The organism is Amycolatopsis azurea DSM 43854, from assembly GCF_001995215.1.
Lineage (GTDB): Bacteria > Actinomycetota > Actinomycetes > Mycobacteriales > Pseudonocardiaceae > Amycolatopsis > Amycolatopsis azurea.
Genome location: NZ_MUXN01000027.1, coordinates 487,908 through 503,396 on the forward strand (window position 1 = coordinate 487,908; position 15,489 = coordinate 503,396).

7 protein-coding genes are annotated in these 15,489 nt (G+C 68.6%); 2 read left to right on the plus strand and 5 right to left on the minus strand.

Annotated elements, in window-relative coordinates:
- Nucleotides 1-23: 23 nt before the first annotated feature.
- The 3 genes from B0293_RS37155 to B0293_RS37165 form a co-directional block, all read right to left on the minus strand.
- Nucleotides 24-7,640 carry a SpvB/TcaC N-terminal domain-containing protein gene (locus tag B0293_RS37155; protein WP_005151506.1) on the minus strand — a complete coding sequence of 2,539 codons (7,617 nt, stop codon included), beginning with the start codon at nucleotides 7,638-7,640 and terminating at the stop codon, nucleotides 24-26.
- 229 nt (nucleotides 7,641-7,869) lie between these two features.
- Nucleotides 7,870-8,715, minus strand: coding sequence for an NAD(P)H-binding protein (locus B0293_RS37160; protein ID WP_005151503.1), 846 nt, complete (start codon nucleotides 8,713-8,715; stop codon nucleotides 7,870-7,872).
- 81 nt (nucleotides 8,716-8,796) lie between these two features.
- The gene (locus B0293_RS37165) at nucleotides 8,797-9,618 is read right to left on the minus strand and encodes an SGNH/GDSL hydrolase family protein (protein ID WP_005151501.1); all 822 of its coding nucleotides are present in this window, start codon (nucleotides 9,616-9,618) and stop codon (nucleotides 8,797-8,799) included.
- Here B0293_RS37165 and B0293_RS37170 point away from each other — a divergent pair.
- Nucleotides 9,586-10,125, plus strand: a complete 540-nt coding sequence (locus B0293_RS37170; protein ID WP_245191834.1) for a helix-turn-helix transcriptional regulator — start codon at nucleotides 9,586-9,588, stop codon at nucleotides 10,123-10,125. The two genes, B0293_RS37165 and B0293_RS37170, sit on opposite strands and share 33 nt — an antisense overlap.
- Nucleotides 10,126-10,184: 59 nt before the next feature.
- Here the strand turns inward: B0293_RS37170 and B0293_RS37175 are convergent, their stop codons facing one another.
- Both B0293_RS37175 and B0293_RS37180 read right to left on the minus strand, forming a co-directional pair.
- A complete protein-coding gene (locus B0293_RS37175; RefSeq protein WP_063936617.1) occupies nucleotides 10,185-11,078 on the minus strand; it encodes a carbon-nitrogen hydrolase family protein in 894 nt (297 codons plus the stop codon).
- A gap of 135 nt (nucleotides 11,079-11,213) precedes the next feature.
- Nucleotides 11,214-11,537: a hypothetical protein gene (locus B0293_RS37180; protein WP_005151496.1), complete on the minus strand. Its 324-nt coding sequence runs from the start codon at nucleotides 11,535-11,537 to the stop codon at nucleotides 11,214-11,216.
- A 156-nt stretch (nucleotides 11,538-11,693) separates the two neighbouring features.
- Between B0293_RS37180 and B0293_RS37185 the strand changes: the two genes are divergently transcribed.
- Nucleotides 11,694-15,308, plus strand: a complete 3,615-nt coding sequence (locus tag B0293_RS37185) for an NACHT and WD repeat domain-containing protein (protein WP_005151494.1) — start codon at nucleotides 11,694-11,696, stop codon at nucleotides 15,306-15,308.
- The last annotated feature ends 181 nt before the right edge of the window (nucleotides 15,309-15,489 follow it).

Below are 15,489 nucleotides of genomic sequence, written 5' to 3' on the forward strand. Positions count from 1 at the left end.
ATGGTGTTCATCGGGGTGGCGGGTCACCACAGACCACCCCAACGACCAAGGTGGAAGCCGAGTGCGAACAGGCCGAGGGCGACGCCCGCCACCACCAGGCCCGTGCCGCCGGTCGCCACACCGATAGCAAGCATCACGCCGCCGATCGAAGCCGCCGCGTCGATCGAGCCCGCGACGTTGTCTCCACGTCGGAACTCCTCGTACGCCTGGTATCCGGACAGCACGGCTTGCCCGATCCCGCCCGCGATTCCGGCGGCCGCACCGCCGGCGGACATCGCGACCCGGCCGGCTGGGGTGCCCGCTCCGAGTAGCCACCGCCCGTACCCGTAGTACGCAGCTCCGCCTGCTTCGCCCGCAGCGGCGGCGTATCCGGTAGCGCGCACGGTCGAGTTGTCGGTGTTGCTCGCCGACCAAGCGGTCAGCGCAGGTCCGGCGAACATGAGCCCGACACCTGCCGAGCGGACTCCGGTCCGGAAGCCTTCGAGGTTGGTCAGGTTGCGTGCTTCAGCTGCCCGTGCCACCCCACCGGCGGGTTCTCCCTGGGGAAGACCTTGTTTGAGAACCCGGCTCTGGGACCCTTCAGTCACGTTCTGGCGGCCGTCCTGCCATCGGTAGTCGTCGATGGAGCGCCCGCTCTGGCCAGTCAAGTCGTGTTGGATCTCGAGGATGTGGTCGGCCTGGTATCCCATGCCGCCCGGCGCCGGAGCAGTCGGTTGTGGGGTCGTTACGCGAAACGCACGGGAAGCAGCCCCGCCGGCGGCGCGCTGTGTTCGTTGGACCGGTGGTGGATCCGGGTTCACCCCGACTTCCCGGTTTATCACGCCCTCTCGATACGCGGCGAGCTTCTCTTCGTCGTAACTGTTGGGAACGGGCAGGGTGAATCCTGCGGGATTGCGAGTCACGAGGTTCGTCCCGAGTCCCGCTGTGCCCGCTGTGCCGAAACCAGACGAGTTGTCGTTGTTGTTCGGTCCGAGCGTGAAACCGCGGCACCTCGGATTCAGCTCGTCACACTGGCCGGGTGAGGGACTCAGCGGGCCTATCCGAATTCCCTGTCCCCCACCGAAGGTGAGACCGAATCCTTGAGGTGCAGGCGGAGCCAATGTGGAGTTGTCGTCGGTGCCCTGCGGATCGTTGCGGCCGGTCGGATCGTCATGGCAGTAGGCGTAGACGTTGATCCCGTCGCCGAGCCCGATGGGGTCCGCCGCCGTCCAACGACCGAGCCAGGGCAGGTAGTACCGGGCACCGTGGTAGTACAGCCCGGTCTCCGAGTCCCGTTCCTTGCCCGTGTACCGGTACCGCTTCGGCGCCTCGGTCGCCGACCGGACCGCCTGGTACGCCGTGCTCCCGTACGGGTGGTACTCCTCGTACGAGATCACGCGACCGGCATCGTCGAGTTCCAGCACAGCGGAGCCGAGGTGATTGGCGAGCTGGTAGCGGAGCAAGGTTTCCGCGCCCTCGTCGGTGCCGAGCGTGCGGGTTTCGACGAGCGCGACGCGTTGTTTGTCGTCGAGGATGTGCAGGGTCTCGCGCTCGAGACTCACCTGGTCGTCGCCGCCGTACTCGCGATAGACCTCGAACGAGCCCAGATAGATCCGTTCGGCTTTCCGCCTCGGTGTCTCCCCGGCCAGCTCGGTGACCTTGCGGACGCGTTGCCCGGTCGCGTCGTACACGTAGTACGTCGTCTCCGGAGTGCCGTTCCCGAGCGCCTGCCGGGACGTCGCCTGAAGCCGGTCCTGGGGGTCCCAGCGCATCGACGGCAGCTCGGGCATCGCGGTGATGTTGCCCTGCTCGTCGTAGCCGAACGCCGGCGGCGTGGCGACTTCGCCGTCGGACGTCGTGTGGCTCAGCCGGTTGCTGACGTGGCCCGGCTCCAGCAAGCTCGGTTCCGCGTAGGTGTAGTCCCTCGTCCAGCCCGCGTCACCTGCCCGATGCGCCATCCGCAGGATGTTGCCGACGGCGTCGTACACGTACCGCTGGACATAGTGAGCCATCGCCGCGCCGTCACCAGGGTGACTCAGACCGGCCCGGGGCGCGTCGGTCGAGTCCGGCGCGGTCTGCCCGAGATGCTCCCTTCCGGTCGCCGAAATCAGGCGATAGACCGCGTCATAGGTATAGGACGCGCTGGGATCGACGACCCGGTTGCGGAAGAACACCGTCTGCTGCGCGTCGTCCCGCAAACCGGTGACGTTGCCGACGGGGTCGAACGTGTAGGTGAGGTTCTGCAACCGTTCCGCGCCGCGACGCGTCCGCAGGCGAGTCATCCGGAACGTCAGCGGATCGTACTCGTACACCGTTTCCGCGCCGTTCCCGAGTTCGACGGCGAGACGCTGTCCGCGGGCGTTGTAGTCGAGGTTCGTCACGAAGGTCGTGACCTCGCCGGAGTCCCGCAGCTCGGCGTCGAGTCGTTCGAGCAGCGACGCTTCGTTGTAGCTCGAGCGGATCACGCTGCCGTCGGGGGTGGTCATGCTCGTCGGCCGGTTCAGCGCGTCGTACCGCGTGTGCCCGGCGAAGACCTGGTCCTCCAGCGGGACCTGTCCGTTCCAGTCCGGCAGTTCGCGATACCCGGCAGCCAGCTGCCTGCCCGCGTCGAGGAGGTTCCCCTTGAAGTCGTAACCCTCGTACGTGCTGACCCCGGCGTCGTCGAACTGCCGGACGACCTGGCCTCGTAGGTTCTTCGCCTCCGCATCCGGTCGCACTTCGCCGTACTCGGTGCACTGGTGCAGCAGTTCACCGGCGAGACCGGGTCCGCTCAGGTACGACCGCACGGGCCGCCGCAACGAGTCGTACTCGGTGCGGAAGCGGAAGCCGCGCGAATTCCAGCTGTACCGGGGCTTGCCCAGCACGTCGAGGAGCACAGGCCCGCCGCCGGTGTCCATTCCGGACCGCAGCACTCTGCTGCCGAGCATGTCGTGGCCGTACCGCATCACGACCCGGCCGAGCGCGTCACGGACCTCGCGTTCGTTACCCTCGATGTCCAGCTCGCTGCGGGTCGGGTAGAGCTCGTCGACAGGCGACCCGTCGCGGAGGAACCTGTTGTGTTCCAAGGACAGGAACGTCCGCCCGAGGGTGTCGAACCCGGCGCGGGCGGGAGTGGCCGCATGGATCGCGGCCTGCTCGGCGGCGTGCTGTTCCGCAGGGCCGAGGTCGCCGTGGACGCGGCGGGCGTACCACGTGGTCCAGCCGCCGATGCCGGCCAGATGACGCCGGACGTACCCTGCGGTGTCCTGGTCCTCGCCGGGGTGATGGAGCACGGTGTCGTTGCTGTCCCAGGTTTCCTGGTGCCACGGCCCGAAAAGCGTCTTGAGGTACGTCGAGTCCGGTTGCAATGTGATGATGACGCGGTCCATCGGATCGTAGAACAGCACCGAGCTGACGCCGGCGATCTTCGCGAACTCGAACCGCGGGGTCGCCGTGAAAAACGGTTCGTAGGTCCGGACGGGTTTGCCCTTGTTGTTGAAGATCGTCCAGCCGCTGCCGACCCAGCGCGCCGCACCATCCGGCCCGGGCTCCGCCTGTGCCTTCTGCTGAACCTCCCGGCCGAAACCGTCCGAAAAGGACAGATGGTGCCGGATGCGGCCGCGCTCGCCGGGCATCAGCTCGCTGAGATGTGTCTCGCGTGCGAGAGTGGCGGTCGCACACGGACGCGGTGACGCGTCGTCGAGGGTGTGCCAGAACGCCAGCTCGTCGTAGATCACCCGGGTGCTCGCGTCTCCCAAGAGGCCGCCCGGATCCTCGAGAGGATCGGCGAAATACCGGTCGATCTCGGTCCGGTCCAGATCCGCGCGGAAGCCGTCGAGTGAGTCCCCCAGCTGTTCCTCGCGCTTGCCCATCACCGCCGTACCGGCGACCCGGCCGTGCGCGTCGTGGGCGACTTCGGCACGGTTCCGGTTGGCGTCGGTGACCAGCCGCGGCTGGAGGACGCGGTAATCGTTGCCGTTGCCGAGAATCCGCCCGTCCGCGTCCCGCTCCCCGACGGTGGTCACGTTGCCGACAGCGTCCGTGCTGCCCGTGACGAGCAGGTCGTACCGGTCGTATGCCACCGTCGTGACTCCGCCGAACGGGTCGCGGAACCGGCGTGGCAGGAAGAAGTGTCGCCGCGCGAAGTCCCGCTCCTCCACCGGGTCGTCGTCGGGACCCGGCGAGTAGCGAATCCGCCCGGACGGGATCCACCAGCCGCCGTCGATCTGCACGTACCCGGCGTCTGCCAGCACGTTCGTGTCGACGCGGTCACCGTAGAGCTGGGTCACGAGCCCGGTGGTGAACGCCTGGCGGTAGCTCTCGAAGGGCAGCGCCAACGCCTCGAGCACGCCCAGCGGGAGCGGGCCGGTCAGGTCGTCGCGCCGGAACAGCGTGCGGTTGTGCTCGATCATCCGCCGGCCGGCAGGACCGGGCTCGGGATCCTGATTTTCGTAAGGCAGTTCGACGCGGACCGCGTCCAGTTCGGCGCGCAGCTCGGTCAAGGAGAACAAGTCCTTTGTGGGCGAGACCCCGAGCACCTCGAATGCCCTGGTCTCGCAGCGCTGTGGGAGGCGATGGTCGTCGGGACCGTCGACCACGTTGGTGAAGTCGTTCTCGGTGACGACGACGTGCAGCCGTCGCTGCTTGTCCTGGTCGGCCGCGGTGAGTGCCGCATCGGGTTCGCGGCGACCGTAGGCGACGGTGGCGGAACGCAGGACGTTGCCGAAGGTGTCGATGTCGAGTACCAGCTCGTGTCCGATGCGCGGGTCGGCTTGCCGTTCGTGGTGCGCGGTCAGGGTTTCCCTCGGCGTGGCGAGGAAGACCGCGTGTCGCAAGCCTTCGTTGTCGGGCGTTCGCTGCAGCGCGCGCTGGAGCAGCTCGACGGTGTAGTTGTGCTCGGTGACCAGGTACGGCTTGCCTTCCGCGGCGCTGCCGTCGAGGGCGTAGACCTCTTGACGCAGCGGCAGTCCCTTCAGCGCGCGGCGGGCCTGGCGTGCCTCGTCCGCGGTGAGTCCCGGAGGCACCACCGAGTCAGGCAGCGGGAGGGTGTCGGGGAAGTATTCGTGCGCGTACTGCCGGGAGATGCGGTGTTCGTCGAGGAAAGCCCCGGTGTGGAACCAGGTCCGGGTCAGCACCGGCGGCACATGCGACTCGGCGCCGAGGTTCGCCGCGTCGGGCAGCAGGTCGTCGTGCCCCAGCACCGCGAGCTGTTCCGTGTCACGCTGCTCGACCATGCCGAACCCGCGGAACTCGCGCTCCACGCCGTCGAAGTGACCGTGGTGGTAGGCGTATACGGTGGTGAACCGGTTCCGGCCCACGAGGTCCACTGTGTCGACGCGCTCGACGACCTGCACCGGGAACGGTAGCCGCGTGCCCCACGGCCGCCCGGCCATCCGGTCCGCCGCGGAGAACCGCGTCGACGGCGCGTACGAGACGTGCGTCTCCACGCCCAGGTTGTTGCGCGCGGAAATCAGCAGGTGCGGTTTCACACCGCCCATGAGGTCAAGGAACTTCAATGGCCTGGTGGCGTCGCCGGGCAGCGGTGACGACCACACGAGACACGCCGTGCCGGTGCCGAGGAGGTCCACGACGCTGACCTGCGTCACGTTGTCGACCCGCGGAAACGAGACGCCGAGGTCGCGTGCCGCGCTCCAGCTGTTGCCCGATTGGTTCCGGTAGAGCCGCGTGCCCCGCGGGTGCAGGTAGATCAAGTCGGTCGTACCCGAGCCATCGACGTCGGCGAGCCGCAGCCGCGCCGGGTCGAACTGGGCTGTGTCGTCCAGCCATGGTGCGTCGTCCATCGCGACCTTGGCGCCGAACCGGCCGTAACCGAGGTTGGGCCAGTAGCAGATCTCGCCGTTGCGGACGCGGACGAGGTCGGTCAGTCCGTCACCGGACATGTCCGCGAAGTGGATCGACTGGCTTTCCTCGGCGAAGATGAGTCGCGGCCCGGCTTCCTCGTCGTCGGGGACGAACGTCCGCCCGGCGAGATCGAAACCGTCCTCACCGAGCGAGCGGTACCAGGTGAACGCCTGCTCGCCGGTGAGCAGCACGTCCACGTGCCCGTCGCCGTTGAGATCGACGAACCGCAGGTTGGCGTCATTCCAGTCGAGATCGGGGCGCGCGGTGAAGGCTCGGAACAGTCCCCAGCCGTGGTCGACGGTGCGTTCGGTGAACCCGGGTGTGCGACCGCCGAACTCGACCAGGTCGAGGCTGCCGTCACCGGCGAGGTCGAGCAACTGCTGGCGCCCGCCGTTGAGCGCCGCCTCCGTCGGCCGGCGCGTCGTCTGGAGGGGGCCGAACCGGCCGTCACCGAGGTTGGGCTTGTAGAACCAGGCACCGGCCTGCTCGGTCAGGATTCCGGAGCGGCCGTCACCGTCGAGGTCGACCCAGCGGTACGCGGGTTCACCGAGCCCGACCGGGACGTTGGCCAGCGCGTCGCGGTCCAGCGCGTGAACGCAGGTGTCGATCACCGCCTCGCTGTAATCCAGCTCCAGCGGCGGCAGCGACCGCTTGACGTACCCGCCGTCCGTGCGCCGGAACCCGTGCCGGACCACGGAACCCAGGACCGACAACACCTGTTCACCGCGGACGGCATCACCGCGATACCGCAATTCGGTCGCGCGGACCAGGCAATCCCGCCCGACGCCTGGCTCGTCCGGGAAGTGATGGAACATCAATACTCGCCGGCACAACCGGTAGTCGCGGACCTCGAATCCGGCGCGATAGCCGGAGAACGGATCGAGCCGCGCCGACCACGGCCGGTCCTCGACAGGCGTCGGGTTGTCAGCATCATGCTCGCCGTAGTCGAACACGACCTCGAAGTGCCAGCCCACGTCGTGAGTCTCGCCGGGCACCCGGTTGCCGTACCTGATCCGCTTCAGATACCGCTGGACGGTCCGGGCGGCGGCGTCACGGTTGCGTTCGTGACTCGCCCGGAAGTCGACTCCCACGGCGTCCTCGGCCTTGTATCCATAGTGGACTTCGTTGCCGACGGCGTCATGGCTCGCACAGATCAACCAGCTGAACACCCGAAGCGGGTCACGCGGATCGGCGATGCGGCTCTCGGCCGTACGGCCGTAGAAGGTGGTGACGTCGTCCCGGCTGATCGAACGCCAGTGCGTTTCGCCGGTGTCCACCGCCGTCCACCACTCGATGCGGGCGAACAGGCCCTCGATCCGCGGACGGTACCGCCGCACGGTGAAGCCACGGCCGTCCTCGTCCCGGTGATACGTTTCGGCGACCCCGCTCGCGGTCAGCACCGGCACGAGATCTTCTGCACCGGACAACAGGAACGTGTCTTCCGAGTCCTTCGCGGCCCCCTCACGATAGGTCGGGAGGCCCTTGTCGGTCTTCCGGGTGACCGACGGGAGCCCGAGCCGCCAGCCGAGCCCGAACGGGCCGTTGCCCGATCCAGAGTCATAGCCGAGTTCGAGCGCGGGACCGAACCCGTTCCGGCCAGGACTCGCCTCGAGCGGGACGGTCAGCGAGCCGGTACCGGTAGCCGGGTTCGCGCTGAATTTCTCACCGATACCGCGGATCGCCCCGCCGCCCTTGGGCACCGATACCGACGGTGCGATCGGCACCCCCGGCGCCGGAGACCCGCTGTCCCCCGGTGACGACGTCGCCGGTCCGGTCGGCTGTACCTCCGGTGTCGGGACATGTCGGGATTCCTGCGCCACGACCGCACCCACCCCCTTCGGAGACACGGCTCCCTCGGCAATCGATCGGGACTGTCTCGGTGAAAAGGATTGCCGCGAAGAGCCGCGGCGTCTCCGTTCAGGCGCGAAGTCGATCGGGCGGCGTTTCCCTGCCCGACAAGGCTGCGCGCACTGCCCTTCCGGGCGAATGGCGACAATGACCCCCGCAGTACTCCTACCTGCCGCGCCGATCACCCGCTACCTGATCCTGCTAATTCAGGAAGTCGCCGCGGTAGTCCTTGGCCCACTGGGCATAGGTGCGGCCCGGTCGGCCGGTGATCCTTTCGATGGTGTCGGTGATCGGTGCCGGGCGGTCGAGGTGACGGGCCCAGTCGTCGAGCAGGACGTCGGCGGGCGCGTGCGGGCCCATGGCCGTTCGGGCTTGCACCACGGGCAGTTCCTCGTACCGGAGCGGTCGGTCGAGCGCTTCGGCCAGGAGCGCGATCTGCTCCGCGTGGGTCAGGGATTGCGGGCCGGTGACCGGGTAGGTCCGGCCGGCGTGGGCGTCGTCGGTGAGGGCCGCCACGGCGATGGCCGCGAAGTCGGCGGGGTGGATCGGTGCGCCGGCGGCCTGGGCGTACGGGCCTCGGACGACGTCGCCTGCCCGTACCTGCCCCGGCACGTCGAACGCCCACTGGATGGGGTTGGCGGCGGACAGTTCCAGGCGCAGCATCGTCCACTCCAGACCGGAGTCGCGGAGCTGCTGCTCGATGTCGTGGTGGAAGGCGGCGACGGGGTGGGGCTGCTCGGCCGCGGTGTCGTCCACCGAGCCCGAGGATTGGAAGACGACGCGCCGCACGCCGGCTTCCTTCGCGGCGGCCAGGAAAGCCGGTGCGAAGCCAGGTACGACGGCCAGCAGGAACACCGTTGACACGCCGCGCATCGCGGTCGCCAGGGACTCGGGGTCGGCCAGGTCGCCGGCGACGACGTCGGTGGTGGCCGGGAGGCCGGTGTTCTCCGGGTCGCGGGTCAAGGCGCGCACAGGGTGGCCGGCGGCGGTGAGCTGGCCGACGATCTCACGGCCGACGGGGGCGGTGGCGGCGGTGACGAGGATCATGATGGTTCTCCTTCTGGTGCAAGGGATCGGTGGGGTGGGGACGCGACACCTGGGCGGGTCGCGTCCCCTGCGGAACTCGGGTCAGAGGCTGGAGAGGTCGATGGCGTCGGCCATCGCCTGCAAGCCGGCGTCGTTGGGGTGCAGCCGGTCGCCGGCGTCGAACTCGGCGCGCAGTGCGGCCGGGTCGGCGGGATCGGCCAGGACGGCGGCGAAGTCCACCACCGCGTCGTACTCGCCGCCCGTGCGGATCCAGCGGTTGACCTCGCCGCGGGTCTGTTCACCGCGCGGGCTGTCCAGCATCGAGCCCTTCATCGGGGTGACGGTGCCGCCGATGATCCTGACGCCGCGGTCGCGGGCGGCCCGGATCAGCTTCCGGTGTGCCTGGATCAGCTCGGCGCCGGTGACCTCCGGGTCGAAGCCGATGTCGTTGAGCGCCTGGGTGACGACGACGCTGCGCACGCCCGGCTGGTCGAGGACGTCGCGGCGGAACCGCGACAGAGCGCTGTCACCGCAGCAGTCGGAATCATCCAGCACCCGGTTGCCCGCGATGCCCGCGTTGAGCACCGCCAGCGGCTCACGGGACGCGACCAGCCGTTCGGCCAACTGGTCGGGATAGCGGTTGTCGGCGTTCTTGGTGGCGCTGACGCCGTCGGTGATCGAGTCTCCGAACGTGACGACCGCGGACCGGGCCGGACCGCCTGCGATGTCCACACCGGACAGGTAGTACCAGGAGTGGCTCTCGGCGGTGTACGCCTCCTGCGCGCGGGCACCCGGGTACGGCGGGCTCTGCTCGACGCGGCAGGCCGCGACCGGCAGCGGCGCGAACTGGTCGAGCGGCGCACCGAACAGCTCCAGGACTTGGCGACGCGGGTGACCGCTGACCGCCCGGTGCCGGCGGCGCACCTGGCCGCGTTCCACGCCGAGATCGCGCAGAACGATTCGCGGCTGTGGGCCGCCGCGGTGGCGGCGTGGCGTGGCCGGTCCCAGCCCTACGAACTCGCCCAGGCGCTGTTCGGCATGGCCGAGTCGGCGCTGTCAGCGGGCGACCGCGCCGCCGCGCAGGACCCGCTGCGGGAAGCCGCGTCCCTCGCCGACGACCTCGGCGCCGGGCACCTCCGTCGCGAGATCGACCTGCTCGCGGCCCGCGGCCGCGTCGATCTCGCCTCGCCCGAACCCCCACCCACACCACCGCCCGCGGATCCGTTCGGCCTGACCGCCCGGGAACTGGACGTGCTGCGTCTGCTGGCCGATGGGCTGACCAACAGCCAGATCGCCGCGTCACTGTTCATCTCCGCCAGCACAGCCGGCGTACACGTCTCCCGGATCCTGGCCAAACTCGGTGCCGGCCGCCGCACGGAGGCCGCCGCCATCGCCCACCGCGCCGGCCTGCTCCGCCGGCTCGACGATTGAGATGATCGCGGAACGGCGACGACGGGTTCGACTGCTCAGGCGGCCGGCGACCAACCAGTTCAGAACGCAGTGCGTAGGTCACTGCGGGGATCGCCCTGCACGACATGGGGTTCGTAGAGTCCTGCTCTGGCAGTCCGGCGCCACGGCCGTGCGAGCCGCACTGCCACGTCGATGTCAGTGTCCGGCGCGTCGCGATCGAGCTCTGCGACGGCGAGACCGGGTCGCCCGTCGCTGTTAGCGCGTTGAATCCATCGCCCACCGGGTGCGACGAGGCCGGCTGGAGCCGTCGCGCTGAACTGGGCCGGGACCGAGTAGGCGACCCAGTAGTTGTAGAGAGTGCCGTACGCCTGTGCCACGACCGACCTCGGCAGATCATCGACCATGACCGATGCCAGAACACAATCAACGTCCAGACTCTCGTACTCGGTAAACAACTCGGGGAAGTTGACCTCGATACAGAGGACGCAGCCGAACCGGAAGCCATCGACCTCGAAGACCAGCGGCGCCACTCCTGGCGTGTACAGGTAGCTGATCTCGCTGTGCGACAGGTACCGCTTGTCATAGCGGCCTACCAGCTCGCCCCGATCGGAGACCACATACAGGCTGTTGTGCGGACGGTGTGCCCCGGACAACCGATGGATCGAACCGAACACCGTCCAGATCCCGAGCGCACCAGCGAGGTCGGCGACCGCCTCCGCTTCCTCCCGAATCACATCCCAAGCTGCGCGCGACCAATCCGCCTCACACAACCCCCCGTCGCCATCCCCCGCCACCACATACTTGTCGGGATAGGTGATCGCCCCCTCCGGAAGCTGCACCAACCGGGCCCCCGCGGCGCTCGCCTCCCGCATCAAAGCCCGGATCTCCGATCCACTCTTGCGAAGACCGTCTCGATCCGACGGATCCTCCGGCACCGTGCTCTGCGCGACGGCCAACCGCAGCGTCTGACTCATACGACCATCTTGCCGACCCCGGCCGGCCCGCCGCCGCGGCCTTTGGCGACGCGGCGGGCGATCGCCCGCTGAAGGGTCAGGTGCAGAGGGGACCAGCCAAGCCAGTTCCCTTCCGCACCTGACCACGCCACTAGGTCAGGAGTGTTCGTAACTCATGAAGTAGCCGGCCCTCTCGAGCGGAGGAGACGACGGAGAGACGTACGTGGGTTTCCCCTCGCAGTGGGGTTTGGACCAGATGACCTGTCCTTGCCCGGAGTGGTTCTTCACGAACCCGTAAGGAGGAGCCGGATTGCCGAGTTCCAGGCACGTGGAGGCCACGGGCTTGTTGTAGCACTTTCCGTCCTTGCAGAACTGGATCCAGACGGATTGGGTACCCGCCACCGCCGTCCCGGGAATAGCGAGAATCACTGTCCCGAGCACCGCGAGCATGGCTCCCATGCGGCCGAATCTTGCCATCATCTCGTTTCCTTTCAACGCTGTTGACCCGGATTCACGAATAGCGGCACGGTCGCGCCGCGTCACCTTTGTGTAGCAACGGAGGTGTGTTCGGCGCCGGGGCCTGGACACCGAACAACAACGTCCGGACAATGACTTTCCAGGGGAGGGGGTGGCATCATGCCGCGCCAGGAACGGCCACTCGATCAGGAAGACGAAGTATTGTCGCAGTTCGCGGCCGGTTTACGGCGGTTGCGAGCGCACGCGGGTAACCCGACCTACCGAGAGCTGGGCCGGAGAGCGCATTACGCGGCCAGCACGCTGGCCGAAGCGGCGGGCGGTCAGAAGCTCCCCACCTTGCCGGTAACGCTCGGTTATGTTCGGGCGTGCGGCGGAGACGTCGCCGAATGGGAACAACGCTGGCACGAGATCGCCACCGCCCTGGCCGACCGGGAAAACGAGGTTGCGCGACAAAGCGACGGCGAGCCGCCTTATGTCGGCCTCGCGGCATTCCAGCCCGACGACACCGCCTGGTTCTTCGGGCGGGAGCGCCTTGTCTCGGAACTTGTCGAACGCGTCAGGAACGAGCGCTTCGTCGCCGTTTTCGGGCCGTCGGGAATCGGCAAATCCTCCCTGTTGCGCGCCGGTTTGATACCGGCTCTGGGAAACGGCGCCGTGGTATTCACGCCCGGCCCGCATCCACTGGGGGAACTCGCGGCCCGCCTCGCGGGCACCGATCCCGGGGACGGACGGGATGAAGCCGTCATGGTGGTGGATCAGTTCGAAGAGGTCTTCACCCTCTGCACGGATCAGGACGAACGCGCCCGCTTCATCGACGCGCTCGTGGCCGCCACGTCCGACGGCGGCCGCCGGGTCGTCATAGGCATGCGGGCGGACTTCTACAGCCGCTGCGCCGATCACCCGAGATTGGCCGCCGCCGTCTGCTCCACCCAGGTCCTGGTCGGCCCCATGGCCGCCGACGAACTCCGCGACGTCATCGTGAAGCCCGCCGCCGCGGTTCATTGCTCGGTGGAAGGCGTTCTCGTCACCCAGCTCGTCACCGAGACCGACGGGCGGCCCGGCGTCCTGCCGCTGTTGTCGCACGCCCTGCGTGAGACATGGCGACGGCGTAGCGGTAACCGGCTCAGCCTGGCCGGCTACCAGGCCACCGGAGGGATAGCGGGAGCGTTGTCCCGGACGGCCGAACGGGAGTACGCCGCGATGACCCCGGAGGCGCGGCTCCTCACCAAACGCCTGTTCCTGCGTTCGATCGCGCTCGGCGAAGGCACCGAGCACACCAAACGCCGCGTCCGGCTGGACGAATTCGACCTGACCGAGTCCGGCGCGCACGACGTTCTCACCCGCCTGACCGACGCACGGCTGATCACTCGTGACACCGGGACGGTGGAGATCGCCCACGAATCGCTGATCAAGTTCTGGCCGCGGCTGCGCGAATGGATCGAGGCCGATCGAGAAGGGCTTCATGTCCACCGGCAGGTCACCGAAGCGACGCAGTCCTGGCAAGCCCTTCACCGTGATCCCGGCGCGCTGGCGCGGGGCACGCGCTTGGCCATCGCACGCGCATGGGCCGCCGAGGATCCCGGTGCGTTGAGTCCGGTGGAGAGGAAGTTCCTCGATGCCAGCAACGAAGCTGAAACGAGGGAACGACGCACCACCCGGCGTCGCGTGCGGCAGTTGCGCTGGCTCGCCGCGGGACTGACCGTGCTGCTCGTGAGCGCGACCGCGCTCGCCGGGGTCGCGATGCGCAACGAACGCGACGCGGCCGAACTGAGCCGGATCGCGCGATCAAGGCAATTTGCGGCACAAGCGGACGCGATGGCCGGCCGCGACACCGGTACCGCGACGCGGCTGGCCTTGCAGGCGTTGAAGGCCCACGCGACCACCGAAGCTCGCAGCAGCCTGCTCACGCTGGCGGGACGCCCGACGTCCCACGGCCTCATCCCCGCCCCGGCACTCGCGCTCAGTTCCGACGGGCAGCGGCTGGCGACCCCCGGCCCCGAGCAGACACTCGCGATCTGGGACGTTCCGCGCCGCCAGCAGACCACGCTCATCCAAGCCGTCTTTCCGAAGATCACGGCGAGGCCCGGAGTCTCCATCCTCGGCGCCTTCAGCCAGGATGGCACCCGGTTGGTGACCGTGACCGATGCAGGCTTTCTGATCCTGTGGAACCCAGGACCTGGCGGGACGATCGCCGTCGTCCCGACGCCCCGGCGGATCCGGGCGGTGGCATTCAGCCCGGACGGCACCCGGATCGCCACCGTGGACCAGAACCAGACGCTCGAACTCAGGGACGCGGCCAGCCTGCGGGTCCTGGTCACCGCGACGGGTTCGGGCGAGGGCTCCGACTTCGCCTCGGCGACCTACTCCCCCGACGGCCACACACTGGTCACCACGGCAGGCCGCGAGCGGATCGTGCTGCGCGACCCGGCCGACGGAACGGTTCAAGCGACGCTGCCCGCGAGTCCCTACGACACCAAACCACTCGCATTCGACCGTGAGAGCGGAGCGCTCGCGGTCCCCGACCCCTCGGGCGGGATCGCACTTTGGGACCTCCGCACACGCACGGTGAAGCTCACAGCCCGAAACGTCGGTCCGGTCAACGGCCTCGCCTTCGACCGCACCAGCGGAAATCTGCTCGTCACCGGCAATGACGCCGTAACCGTCTGGAACCGCGAACTCACCTGGCCGGTCAAGCTCGCCGAGACCGGTGCGACCACACCTGCCACTGGCGGCGGAACCCTGGCCGTCACCACCACGGCCGGAACACTGCTCTGGGAAAGCGACTCCCTCCCCATCCTCACCTTCAGCCAGGTCGACGACCTCGCCTTCGACGCCGCCGGTACGGGCGTGCTCGCCACCGGCACCACCCTCACCAGGCGCTGGCCCGTCGCCGGACCCCATACCGACGGCAGGCCGATGGCCAACGGGCATCCTGGGGCTCTTCGACAGCGGCTCGGCAAGGGCGGCGGTTTATCGGCCGCCCTGCTGCCGTCCGGCGACATCGTCTTCGACGACCTCGTCTCAGGCAGCACTCGCAGGACACTCGCAAATCCCGGCGGCCACCCGAAAGCCGCTTTGGCCCTGACGCCCGACGCGACAACGGTCGCGGCGGTCTACACCCCGCCGAAACCGCTGACCTCCCAGATCGGGCTCACCGTGTGGGACATCGCCACCGGTCGTGTCCTCGCCGATCTGCCGACCTGGAACTCCTCGGTGGCCTTCAGTCCCCGCGAGCACCTACTCGCGGCGGGCGAAGGCGACTACGTGGAGATCTGGGATTTCGCGACAGGCACCCGGCGGACGGAATTCAGTACCGTGACCACTGACCAGTCCCTCCACAAGCAGCAGGTCAGCACCCTGACATATAGCCCCGACGGCGCCCTCCTCGCGGTCGCCCTCATCGACGGCACCATCGGCCTCTGGGACGCCCTGAGCGGAACAAAGGTCACCGACCTGCCAGGCCTCACCGTCGCTCCCACCACTCTCGCGTTCAGCCCCGCGGGACGCTTCCTCGTCGCCGGCGGCAACGACGGCGCGATCGTGATATGGGAGCTCGCCACCAAGGAAACCTGGGCCAACCTCAACAACAGGAACCCGATCACGGCGATCGCCTGGAACGACACCGAGACGACACTCGCCACAGCCGGCCAGAACGGCGTTCTCAGGCTCTGGCCGGTGGACACCACCGCAGCGGCACGGCAGCTGTGCGCCTCACTCACTCAGCGTTTCCCCGCCGCCGCACCCGACGGCGAGACAGCCTGCGCCGGCTCCTGACGGCCTGTCGTGACGCTCCACTCGCGGCCTCAAGTGTCGCTGCGTTGTGGATCATGCGGCTTGACCTGGACCGCACTCCAGGCCCTAGCGTCGGAGGCGTTCGCCGGCCCTCGAGATACCTCGGCGGCTCCCGACCCTCTAATGCGCCGGCAAGCCAAGGGGTTGCATCCGATGGGGAACT

What these genes read in the sequence shown, in the direction of transcription:
- B0293_RS37160 (WP_005151503.1), bottom strand. Translation starts at nt 8,715, where the DNA reads ATGATCCTCGTCACCGCCGCCACCGCCCCCGTCGGCCGTGAGATCGTC.
- B0293_RS37175 (WP_063936617.1), bottom strand. Translation starts at nt 11,078, where the DNA reads ATGAGTCAGACGCTGCGGTTGGCCGTCGCGCAGAGCACGGTGCCGGAG.
- B0293_RS37180 (WP_005151496.1), bottom strand. Translation starts at nt 11,537, where the DNA reads ATGATGGCAAGATTCGGCCGCATGGGAGCCATGCTCGCGGTGCTCGGG.
- B0293_RS37185 (WP_005151494.1), top strand. Translation starts at nt 11,694, where the DNA reads ATGCCGCGCCAGGAACGGCCACTCGATCAGGAAGACGAAGTATTGTCG.